The following is an 11,671-nucleotide window of genomic DNA, read 5'->3' as shown; positions in this document are numbered from 1 at the left end:
AGCTGCTTGGTTGGGGCCCTGCACCGCTGCCCCTTGCCCAGACTTAGACAAGCCGAATGCCAGAAATGCATTACCTTAAATATCAACTACTTACGCCAGTTTTCCAAGTCTACAACTGTCCACTACTGAACACTTTTTCACTGAAACCGGACACTTGCCGCCCACCCAAGACCCCGCCGAGCAGAGGCCGGTGGGCTTCCCGTTTAAGGGGTATTTTATGGAAAACAGGCCTAAAACAGCACTCGGCAGATCACCGAACAATCCTTACCTTTGTGGCTTAGTTTCTAAAGAACAGATACAATGCTTCGTTCACACACCTGCGGCGAATTACGCCTGGAGAATGTTGGTCAGGAAGTGACCCTGACCGGTTGGGTACAGAAATCACGCGACAAAGGCGGCATGCTTTGGGTTGACCTGCGCGACCGCTACGGCATCACGCAGCTGAGCCTGGAGGAAGGTGTTTCTGACGCACAGGTTCTCACCACTGCCCGTACGTTGGGTCGTGAGTTCGTGGTGAAGGCCACCGGCACCGTAATTGAGCGCGTGTCTAAAAACGACAAAATCGCCACCGGCGACATTGAGATAAAAGTAACCGCGCTGGAGGTTCTGAACCCGGCCAAACTGCCTCCGTTCCTGATTGAGGACGAGACCGATGGCGGCGATGACCTGCGCATGAAGTACCGCTACCTGGACTTGCGCCGCTCGCCAGTCCGCAAAAGCCTGGAGCTACGCCACCGCATGGCTCAGCAGACCCGCTCGTACCTGGACGGCCAGGGCTTTATTGAGGTAGAGACTCCGGTACTCATTAAATCCACACCAGAAGGAGCCCGCGATTTCGTGGTGCCTAGCCGCATGAACCCCGGTGAGTTCTACGCTTTGCCGCAGAGCCCGCAGACCTTTAAGCAGCTGTTGATGGTGTCTGGCTTTGACAAGTATTTCCAGATTGTGAAATGCTTTAGAGACGAAGATTTGCGCGCCGACCGTCAGCCCGAGTTCACCCAGATTGACTGCGAACTTTCCTTCGTAACCCAGGAAGACATCCTGAACACGTTTGAAGGCTTGGTGAAACACCTGTTCCGTACCGTAAAAGGCATTGAACTGGCTGATTTCCCGCGCATGACCTACGCCGATGCCATGCGCCTCTACGGCTCAGACAAACCAGACACCCGTTTCGGGATGCAGTTTGTGGAACTGAACGACGTGGTGAAGAACAAAGGCTTCAAGGTGTTTGATGACGCCGAATTGGTAGTAGGCATCAACGCCAGCGGCAGCGCTTTCTACACCCGTAAACAAATAGATGAACTGACTGATTTCGTGAAACGTCCGCAAGTAGGTGCCACCGGTTTGGTGTACGCCCGCGTGCAGGAAGACGGCAGCGTGAAATCAAGCGTGGACAAATTCTACTCGCCGGAAGATTTACAGCAATGGGCCCAAGCCTTCAACGCCCAACCCGGAGACTTACTGCTGGTATTAGCCGGCGGAGCCGATAAAACAAGAAAAGCTCTAAACGAGCTACGCCTAGAGATGGGCACCCGCCTGGGCCTGCGCGACAAAGACACGTTCTCTACCCTGTGGGTGCTGGACTTCCCGCTCCTGGAGTGGGACGAGGAAAGCAACCGCTACCACGCCATGCACCACCCGTTCACCTCGCCCAAGCCTGAGGACATGGACCTGATTGACACCAACCCCGGTGCCGTGCGCGCCAATGCCTATGACATGGTCATCAACGGTGTAGAAGTGGGTGGCGGTTCTATCCGTATCCATGACCGCGCCGTGCAGTCCCGCATGTTCAACTTGTTAGGCTTTACGCCGGAAGAGGCACAGGCGCAGTTCGGATTCTTGTTGGATGCCTTTGAGTACGGCGCACCTCCGCACGGTGGTATCGCTTTCGGGTTTGACCGTCTGTGCTCTTTGTTCGGTGGCGCTGATTCTATCCGGGACTTCATCGCGTTCCCTAAAAATAACTCAGGCCGTGATGTGATGATTGATGCCCCCTCGCCAATCGCGCAGGCGCAGCTGGATGAGTTACAGATTGACACCCGCGTGAAATAATTGCTGATTGTTTATTGCTGATTGCTATAGAAACCTGTGAGGTCTTGGAGACCTCACAGGTTTTTTCGTTTTGGGCCTGTTTCCCAGAAATAGGGTCAAAAACAAAAACGTAGCGTCGTTACCCTGTAACGACGTGGTTCTCCGCAGCAGGACTGGCTCACATCTTCTAGAAACAGCTCCTATGTTGTTTGAATGTTCCTGCTTGCCTGAAGAGAAGATATTGTTCCATAGAGACACGTCGTTACAGGGTAACGACGCTACAAATGGTAATTCTGTTTTCGGCTTTGTTTCCAGAAAAGGGCTTGAAAATAACCGATACTTGGCTACCACTAATCCCTACACCGCTTACCCCTTGCAATAACCGCTCATCATATTTTGCTTCCGCAGGGCGCTTTCAACCCTCACCTTTGGGTCAATCATTCACCAAATCAACCCAAGTCTGTAAAGCCATGAAAGCAAAAATTACTTCAATCCTGGTGCTGCTGTTGTGCGTCACTTTAACCACCTCAGCCCAAGCGCCTTCCTTTAAAGTAGTGAAAACGGGCAAAGGCCCGGCCATGATCCTGATTCCAGGCCTGAACTCGGGCGGTGAGGTGTGGGATGGGACAGTGGCGCACTATCAGAAAAACTACACTTGCTACGTGCTTACCCTTCCGGGCTTTGCGGGGCAGCCTGCTATTAAAACCGACCACTTCCTGAACAGCATGCGCGACGAGGTGCTGGCCTTTGTGCAGGAAAACAAATTGAAGAAACCCGTGCTGGTGGGGCATAGCCTGGGCGGGTACCTGGCCCTGGCGCTGGGCATTAAAGCCCCCGACACCTTCGGGAAGATAGTGGTGGTAGACGGACTCCCGTTCGTGGGGGCCGCCCAGAACCCCACGGCTACCGTGGAGAGCATCAAACCCATGACCGACCAGTTCCGCAAAGTCATGGCCACGCCCAACCCAGAAATGCAGAAGCAGCAGGAAGCCAACATGGGGAGCATGGCCACCGACTCGGTGCACATCAAACAGATCATTGCCTGGGGACGGGCCTCCCACTACCCCACCACCGGCCAAGCCATGTACGAGATGTACACCTCTGACCTCAGAAAAGACATTGCCGCCATTAAGAGCCCGGTGCTGGTGCTGGGGGCCTGGTACGGCTACAAAAATTACGGGGTCACAAAAGACATCACCACCCACATGTTTAAGGCGCAATTCGCTAATTTGCCTACGGCAGACATCCGGATCGCCGACACCGCCAAGCACTTCATCATGTATGATGAGCCCGCCTGGATGTTCGCGCAGCTGGATGCCTTCCTGAAAAAGTAAGCTGCCGTAGCCAAGTTGTCCATGTCAACGCATTCACACAAGAGGTACTGGGTCTGCCAATCCGTTGGCTGGGCCTTTTACCTGTTTATAGGGCTCCTGATGAGCTTTCTGTTCTTCAAGAAGCAGCCCGGCATGGTAGCGGTGCAGTTTGTGGGCACGGGTATGTTCTTAGCTACCACGCACCTGCAACGCCACCTGAGCCACCGCTATCGCTGGACCGATCTGCCCCTGGGCCGGCTGGTGCTCCTGCTCCTGGCCTACAACGCTCTGGCCTCTTTTGCGGTGCAGCTGCTGGTGAGCCTGTTCATGCTGGTCATCCACGTTGTGACCTGGGAGCAGTACAATTTTGGGTATCTGCTCATGTACGCGCTCAATGGCCTGGTTATGCTCAGTTTCTGGTCTACCATTTACTTTGCGTACCAGTTTATCCAGCGCTGGAAAGAGAAAGAGGTGGAGGCCTGGCGGCTGCAGCTTTCGCTCAAAGAGGCGGAGCTGGAGGCCATCAGGTCGCAGCTGAATCCGCATTTTCTGTTCAACAGCCTGAACAACATCCGCTCGCTGGTGCTGGAAGACCCCGCCAAGGCCCGCGAGATGATCACGCGCCTCTCGGCCATGATGCGCTACGTGATTGGCTACAACCGGGAGAACCTGGTGCAGGTATGCCAGGAACTGGAGTTCCTGGATCATTATCTGGCGTTGGAGAAGATCCACTTTGAAGAGAAGCTGGATTTCAGGGCCCAGATTGACCCGGCCGCCCAGCAGGCCGCCATTCCGCCCCTGGGCATCCAGTTGCTGGTGGAAAACGCCATCAAGCACGGCATTGGCAACCAAGCCCGGGGCGGGCACATTGCACTTTGGGTACAACGGCAGAATGGCTTGCTGCAGGTGCAGGTAGAAAACACCGGTTGCCTACCTATCTCCTCGGCCCCGGCCGGCATAGGCATTCAGCGGCTCCTGGAACGGATATTCCATACGTTCGGGAGCCCGGGCCATTTTGAGTTGGCGCAGGTAGAAGAAACCACCGTAGCGGCTACGCTTCAGATTCCTTTTAGATCTCATGAAAATCTGCATCATTGAAGACTCCCGGCTGGCGCGCCGGGAGTTGAAGCACCTGCTGGCGAACTTCCCGGAGCTGGAACTAATCGGCGAAGCCGAAAACGCCGAGGAGGGCATCCAGCTCACGGAAGCGCTGCGGCCCGACCTGATTTTCCTGGACATTCACCTGCCCCAAAAAAACGGCTTTGAGCTGCTGGAATCGCTGGCCTATACGCCGCAGGTCATCTTCACCACCGCCTATGACCAATACGCTCTCCAGGCCTTTGAGCGCAACGCCCTGGACTACCTCATGAAGCCCATTGAGGAAACCCGGTTGCGGCAGGCCGTGGAGAAGGCGCTGAAGCGGCACCAGCCCCCTAAGCCAGCTGCCGCCCCCGCGCTGCTCAGCGAGGAAGACCGCGTGTTTGTGAAGGACGGGGAGCGCTGCTGGTTCGTGGCGCTCAGGCAGGTGCGCCTGATAGAGTCTAACGGCAACTACGCCTTCCTGTACTTTGAACAGGAGCGCCCCTGCATTTTAAAGTCACTGAATTACCTGGAGACCCGCCTGGACCCCAAGGTGTTTTTCAGGGCCAACCGCCAGCAGATCATCAACGTGAACTACATTGCGCAGATTGATCCCTGGTTCAGCGGCAGCATCAAGATCAGGCTGCAGGGCGGCGAGGAGGTGGAGGTGAGCCGGCGGCAGTCGCAGGTGTTTAAGGAGCTGATGAGCCTGTAGCCCCTCCTTTTCAGGCTTCTTTTCTGAGAAACGGCCCCAAAATAGATTTCTGCGTATCTCTCTTTTCACGCATCTCACGTTATGAAACACCTGCTTTGCTACGCGTTGCTCTTCATCAGCCTTCAGGGATTTGCCCAGACCCTGCCCAAACGAACTCTGAAAGAACTGGTCACGGTGAAGGAACCCGGCTGGGACCTGGTCTCTGCGTGGGTAAAAAGGGCGAAAAACAAGGTGGAGGTGCTGCCCAAAACCCAGGCCAGCGCCGAGGCCGCTTTGCTGCAGGCACAGGTGACTACCCGGTCGCCCATGGGTGCGGTGATTTATGAAACCGGCGGCATTCTAGTAGATGACGGCTGGATCAGGATTCTGGGTTCCGGCTCCTCCCGCCTGCCCCGTAGCCTCATGGCCTGGAACAAAGGCAAATCTTACCTCCAGGAAGGCACCCAGCCCTCCTTTTTGCTGATAGCCGATGATGTGCTGGGCGGGTTCTTCGCCATCAATGCAGGTGCCATCAGCGAAACGCAAATTGGGAAGATTTTCTATTTGTCCCCGGATACTCTACAATGGGAACCCACTGAATTGGGCTATTCAGAGTTCCTTCAATTTTGTTTCTCCGCCAACTTAGCAGGCTTCTATGCCGGCATGCGTTGGAAAGGCTGGGAAGCAGACGTAAAGAAACTTGCAGGGGACCGAGGCATCCATTGTTATCCCTACCTCTGGACCTCCGAAGGAAAAGACATCAACAAGGTTAGCAGAAAAGATGTGCCTATAGAAGAGCTGTGGCTACTTTATAGCGGACAGAAGAAATAGAGACAAAGCTGCCTGTCTTTGGGGTAGGACACTCGTAGGAGCTGCACCCACTACGAGGTCCTTTGAACCAGCCTTATAGCGGCAGAAAAAAAAACCTCACAGGTTTTTAAAAATTTGTGAGGTTTAAACTTACCAAAGCGCCAGTCTCCATGACCTCGTAGTGTGCGCAGCTCCTACGATTGTCTCCGCCAATAGCTTTTAGAGCCTTATTTTCGGGAAACAGCTCTAAAACGCCCTAAAAGCAGAAGAGGCACCCTTGGGCGCCTCTTCTGCTTCTATTTGCAATAGTGATTTAGGTTTACAGCAGGTTGCTGAACAAGCCCGGCACCACGCCCATGAGCACGGTGAGTACCACCAGTGAAATCAAGGTGAAGGTAGCCAGAGGATCAACGGCAATGCGCGTACCCTCGGCATCACGCATGTACATGGCAATAATCACCCTGAAGTAGTAGTAAATGCCTACCGCAGACATCAGCACGGCCACCACAATCAGCCAGACCATGCCTTGCTCCAGGGCCGCTGAGAACAGGAACAGTTTCCCGAAGAAACCGCCGGTTAACGGGATACCCGCCAAAGACAGCATGGCCACGGTCATCACGAAGGCCAGCAACGGGTTGGTTTTGCCCAGGCCGTTGAAGGCAGTGTACTCGTCAGAACTCCGCTCATCGGCAACGTACTTCAGCACGCCAAACGCGGCAATGGTCGCCACGGCATAGGCCAGGGAGTAAAACAGGATGGCGTTTTCTGAGCGGTCGTTGAAGGAGGTCAAGGCGATCATCAGGTAGCCAGCGTGCGAAATACTGGAGTAGGCCAGCATCCGTTTCAGGCTGTTCTGCGCCACCGCGCCAATGTTGCCTATTACCAGGGTAAGCACCGTAATGGCGACTACCGTAGGGAACCACTGCTCGTACACGCCGCCAAAAGCTGCCGACATGAGTTTGTAGAAAGCGGCAATACCGGCGGTCTTCACCACGGTAGACATGTAGCTGGTAAAGACGGTGGGCGTACCCTCGTACACGTCGGGGGTCCAGAAGTGGAACGGCGCGGCTCCAATTTTAAAAGTAACCCCTACCAATACCAGCAGCAAACCCATCAGGAGCAGGGGCGCGGTAGCGGGGTCCATTCTGGCGGCCGCGGCGGCAATGTCTGTTAAGTAGAACGCGCCGGTGGCTCCGTAGAGCAGCGCCACCCCAAACAAGATGATGCCGGTGAAGAATGAGCCCATGAGGAAGTACTTCATGGAAGCCTCGTTAGAGAGGATGTTGCGCTTGTCTGAACCTGCCAGGATGTACATGCTGATGGACATGATTTCAATGCCCAGGAACAGGACGAGCAGGTTTTCATACGTCACCATCATAATGCCGCCCACTAGCGAGAACAGCAATAGAGAGTAATATTCGGCCAGGTTGGCGTTCTCGTTGATGGCGTACCGACGGGAAAATGGCAGAATGAGCAAAGTAGAAACCACCATTACCGCCGTAAAGCCCACCGAGAAGTTGTCGGTGGAGAGCATGTTGCTGAAATAACTCTGGGGCTGGTTCCAGTCTAGCAGGGTGGCCACCAGTGCCACTGCCAAGAACAGCAACACCACCGGCATGAGCACTCTTTTGGATTTCATGAACCCTACAAAGAGGTTCAGGATACCGAATATGGAGAGTAAGATTATGGATGTCATGAGCAGGTAATTTCTCCTGGTTTTTAAATAGCGACTGGGGTTAGCGTTTGATCACGTCCAGCAGTTTGAGGACAGATGGCTCAGAAAGGCTCAAAAACGTGTTGGGGTGCAGCCCAATCCAGAACACCATTACCACCAGCGGCACCAAAACGGCTTTCTCATTGAAGGTCAGATCGGTGAAGCCTTGGGTGATCTCGTTTTTCTCGCCAAACATCACGCGCTGGAACATGCGCAGCATGTACACGGCCCCCAGAATAATGGTGAGGCCGGCAATGGCCCCCAACCAGTTGTTGTACTGGTACACACCCATCAGGAGCAGGAACTCGCCCACAAACCCGTTGGTCAGCGGCAAGGCCACCGTACCCAGCAACAGCACCAGGAAGCAAACCGATAAGAACGGCGTGTTCTGCGTGATGCCGCCCAGGGCCGCAATCTCACGGGTACCGGTACGCCGCTGAATAATGTCGATGATAAAGAACATGCCCACCACGTTAATGCCGTGGCTTAGCATCTGCACCATGGCGCCTTGCAGGCCGTGGTGGTTGAGGGTGAATAAACCGGCGGCAATCAGGCCCACGTGCGACACAGAGGAGAACGCCACCAGACGCTTCATGTCCTGCTGCCGGATGGCGATGATGGCCCCGTAGATAATCCCGATGATGGCCAGTACTACCACTACATCGGCCCACTGGCTCACGCCCAACGGCACTACCGGCAGTAACCAACGCAAAGCCCCGTAGATACCCATTTTCAGCATGATACCAGACAGGAGCATGGTACCGGCGGCCGGAGCCGTGGTATAGGTATCGGGTTGCCAGGTATGGAACGGGAACACCGGCATTTTGATGGCAAAGGCAATAAACAGGAACCAGAACAACCAGCTTTGGGTACCGGCATCCAGCACCAATTGGTAGAAGGCAACTTCTTCAGAGCTGTGCGTGCCCGGCGTCTGGAAATACAGATACACAAAGGCGGCCAGCATGAACAAAGAGCCGAAAACAGTGTAGATAAAGAACTTGAACGTTACGCGCACGCGGTTCTCCCCGCCCCACATCCCGGCAATGAAATAGATGGGAATAAGCGCTACCTCCCAGAAGAAGTAGAACACAAAGGCATCCAAAGCGGTGAACACGCCCACCAGACCGGTTTGCATGAACAGGATGAGCGCGTAGAAGGAATTAGGCTTCTCGTAAGTGTGCTTGGCCGTGGACAGGATGATTAGGGGCACCAGGAACACGGTCAAAAGCACCATGAGTAAGCTGATGCCGTCCATGCCCACCTTGAACATAATGCCGGCTTCGGCAATCCAGGGCTCGTTGAGCAGGAATTGGGTACTCGCGTTCGGAACGAAGTTAATCCAGGCCCAGACGCCCAGCACCAGTTCCACCAAGGCAGCCCCGAAAGCAATTTTCCGGGCGCCGTCTCCTTTTACCAACAGTACCAGCAGTGCGGCCAATGCAGGCCATAAGATTATTAAAGCGGTTAACATGTTTGGCAGTATCAGATAATAAAGTTCAGCAATAAGATTAACGCGATGCCCAGCACCATCAGGAGCAGATAAGACCCGGTGGCACCGCTCTGCACAAAGCGCAGTGAACGACCGCCGCCCAACGTGGCTTTCCCAAACCCGTTCACGATGGGGTCAATCAGGCCTTTTTCCACAAAGCGGTACAACCCGGTAGACAAGCCCATCACGGGTTTTACAAACAGGCCGTTGTAGAGTTCATCCACATAGTATTTGTTGTACACCAGCTTGTGCAGCGGCGACAAGGCAGCCCCTTCCTCGACGGGAACGGTTCTTTTCTTGCCGTAAATCACGTAGGCCAAAATGATGGCCACTACCGCTACACCTACCGAAACCGCCATCAGAATATACTCGGTAGAGTGGGATAGGTGGTGGGCTTCAAACGCGCTCGGCACAGATCTTCTGGCCAGTTCATACACCGGCGACAGGAAGTTGGCCAGCATGTGGTTCTCACTAAATACCGCCGGCAAGCCCATGAACCCACCAATGGTGGAAAGGATTGCCAAGATAATCAACGGAATAGTCATCACGGCCGGAGATTCGTGCAGGTGATGGCGTTGCTCCTCGGTGCCTCTGAACTCGCCGAAGAAAGCCAGATACAGCAGACGGAACATGTAGAACGCGGTCATGAACGATGTCAACAGACCGAAGGCCCACATTACTTTGCTGTGCATGAACACGTGCGCCAGCAACTCGTCTTTAGAGAAGAAACCAGCAAATGGCGGAATACCGGAAATAGCCAGCGTTCCGATTAAGAAGGTCAAAAACGTAACCGGCAGCGCTTTTTTCAGGCCGCCCATTCTGCGCAGATCCTGCTCGCCGCTCATGGCGTGAATCACGCTACCAGCCCCCAAGAAAAGAAGGGCTTTGAAGAACGCGTGCGTCAATACGTGAAACAGCGAAGACGAATACGCCATCACGCCCAACGCCAGGAACATATAGCCTAACTGGCTTACGGTAGAATAAGCCAATACCTTTTTGATGTCGTTTTGGAAAAGGCCAATGGTAGCGGCAAACAAAGCCGTAGCCAGACCAATGATAGCAACAACTTCCAGTGTCTGTGGAGCCAGCGTGTACAACACGTTGGAACGGATGACCATGTAAATACCGGCCGTCACCATGGTTGCAGCGTGGATGAGAGCAGAAACCGGAGTTGGACCGGCCATCGCGTCTGGCAGCCAGGTGTAAAGCGGTAACTGCGCTGATTTACCCATGGCGCCCACAAACAGCAACAGGGTAATGGCAACCACTACACCGTCGTTTACTTCGCTCAGCTGAGACGCCTGATTGAACACCTCGCCGTAGCTCACGCTTCCGTAGGTGATGAAAATCAGGAAGATACCCAGCAAGAAGCCCAAGTCCCCGATGCGGTTGATGATGAAAGCTTTCTTGGCTGCGTTGTTGTACGGCGTGACCTTGTTCCAGAACCCGATGAGCAGGTACGAGCAAAGCCCCACACCTTCCCAACCTACGAACATCATCACGTAGTTAGACCCCATCACCAGCAGGAGCATGGAGAACACGAAAAGGTTTAGGAATGCGAAGAATTTACCGAAGTTCTCGTCATGGCTCATGTAGCCGGCCGAGTAGATATGGATCACCGAACCCACACCCGTTACCAACAGCAGCATGATGAGCGATAGTTGGTCAATCTGGAACGAGAACGGAATACGCAGGGCGCCCACGTTGATCCAATTGAAGATATCTGTCGTATACGGACGGTTGCCGTAACCTTCAAACCCGAAGAAAAGGAACAATGACAGCAGGAATGAACCGATCACAGTGGCACAACCCACCAGTCCCGCCAGCCCTTTCGGCAATTTCCGGTTACCCAGCCCGTTGATCAGGAACCCGATCAGCGGCAGGAGCGGAATCAGCAAACACACCCAGGTCATCTCAGCGTTGTTTGCCGGCAAAATAAATTCTTGCATTTGTTAAAACGTAAATGGAACGGTATTCTTTAGAGATTCAGCAGAGCGGAAACCCGCTTTACCATTTCAGCTTGTTCAGGATGTTGATGTCGGTGGAACGCACGTTCCGGTAAATCATCACAATAATGGCCAAACCCACGGCCACCTCGGCGGCAGCCACTGCCATGATGAAAAACACGAAAATCTGTCCGTTGGGGTCTGAACGATACGAAGAGAAAGCCGTCAGCAATAGGTTCACCGAATTGAGCATCAGCTCAATGCACATAAAAATAATGATGGCGTTACGGCGGGTGAGCACCCCAATAATCCCGATACAAAAAAGAGCGGTGCTGAAAAACAGGTAATAGTTCAGCGGGATGGTCCTAATGACCTCAGGAATATCATTCATGATAAGTATGTTGGTGAAATAGGCGTTGGAAGCGCCTGACAACAGCGCCCAAAGTTATTCCCATTTTTTGGTAAAACCATATGAAAAGCCGCCCTCTGCGGGGCAACCGGTGTTCTAATTTTCGCGTTTCAGGGCCGTTTTCTGAAAAATTGCCTTGAAACAGCTGCCTTTCTGCCAGATCTGCTCGTTGTGTTTTGGGCCTG

At 53.9% G+C, this 11,671-nt stretch carries 9 protein-coding genes; 5 read left to right on the top strand and 4 right to left on the bottom strand.

Annotated elements, in window-relative coordinates:
- The first annotated feature begins 300 nt into the window (after positions 1-300).
- From aspS to JT718_RS07155, 5 genes are all read left to right on the top strand, one after another.
- A complete protein-coding gene (aspS, locus tag JT718_RS07175; protein ID WP_205501557.1) occupies positions 301-2,052 on the top strand; it encodes an aspartate--tRNA ligase in 1,752 nt (583 codons plus the stop codon).
- Between the two features lie 449 nt (positions 2,053-2,501).
- Positions 2,502-3,365, top strand: coding sequence for an alpha/beta fold hydrolase (locus JT718_RS07170; protein ID WP_205501556.1), 864 nt, complete (start codon positions 2,502-2,504; stop codon positions 3,363-3,365).
- A 21-nt stretch (positions 3,366-3,386) separates the two neighbouring features.
- On the top strand, positions 3,387-4,442 hold the full coding sequence (locus JT718_RS07165; protein WP_205501555.1) for a sensor histidine kinase: 1,056 nt from the start codon (positions 3,387-3,389) through the stop codon (positions 4,440-4,442).
- On the top strand, positions 4,423-5,139 hold the full coding sequence (locus JT718_RS07160) for a LytR/AlgR family response regulator transcription factor (RefSeq protein WP_205501554.1): 717 nt from the start codon (positions 4,423-4,425) through the stop codon (positions 5,137-5,139). Before JT718_RS07165 ends, JT718_RS07160 begins: the two co-directional genes overlap by 20 nt.
- Positions 5,140-5,220: 81 nt before the next feature.
- On the top strand, positions 5,221-5,949 hold the full coding sequence (locus JT718_RS07155) for a DUF2625 domain-containing protein (protein WP_205501553.1): 729 nt from the start codon (positions 5,221-5,223) through the stop codon (positions 5,947-5,949).
- Between the two features lie 298 nt (positions 5,950-6,247).
- Here the strand turns inward: JT718_RS07155 and JT718_RS07150 are convergent, their stop codons facing one another.
- Genes JT718_RS07150 through nuoK form a run of 4 tightly spaced genes read right to left on the bottom strand, consistent with a single transcriptional unit; the run spans position 6,248 to position 11,468 of the window.
- The gene (locus JT718_RS07150) at positions 6,248-7,624 is read right to left on the bottom strand and encodes an NADH-quinone oxidoreductase subunit N (protein WP_205501552.1); all 1,377 of its coding nucleotides are present in this window, start codon (positions 7,622-7,624) and stop codon (positions 6,248-6,250) included.
- Between the two features lie 40 nt (positions 7,625-7,664).
- On the bottom strand, positions 7,665-9,113 hold the full coding sequence (locus JT718_RS07145) for a complex I subunit 4 family protein (RefSeq protein WP_205501551.1): 1,449 nt from the start codon (positions 9,111-9,113) through the stop codon (positions 7,665-7,667).
- An 11-nt stretch (positions 9,114-9,124) separates the two neighbouring features.
- Positions 9,125-11,080 carry an NADH-quinone oxidoreductase subunit L gene (gene nuoL, locus JT718_RS07140; protein ID WP_205501550.1) on the bottom strand — a complete coding sequence of 652 codons (1,956 nt, stop codon included), beginning with the start codon at positions 11,078-11,080 and terminating at the stop codon, positions 9,125-9,127.
- A 58-nt stretch (positions 11,081-11,138) separates the two neighbouring features.
- The gene (gene nuoK / locus JT718_RS07135; RefSeq protein WP_123131430.1) at positions 11,139-11,468 is read right to left on the bottom strand and encodes an NADH-quinone oxidoreductase subunit NuoK; all 330 of its coding nucleotides are present in this window, start codon (positions 11,466-11,468) and stop codon (positions 11,139-11,141) included.
- Positions 11,469-11,671: the final 203 nt, after the last annotated feature.

It is taken from the genome of Rufibacter psychrotolerans (assembly GCF_016924645.1).
GTDB classification, from domain to species: Bacteria; Bacteroidota; Bacteroidia; order Cytophagales; family Hymenobacteraceae; genus Nibribacter; species Nibribacter psychrotolerans.
Note: the sequence above shows the minus strand (reverse complement) of the source record. Positions and strands in the feature narration are given on the sequence as shown.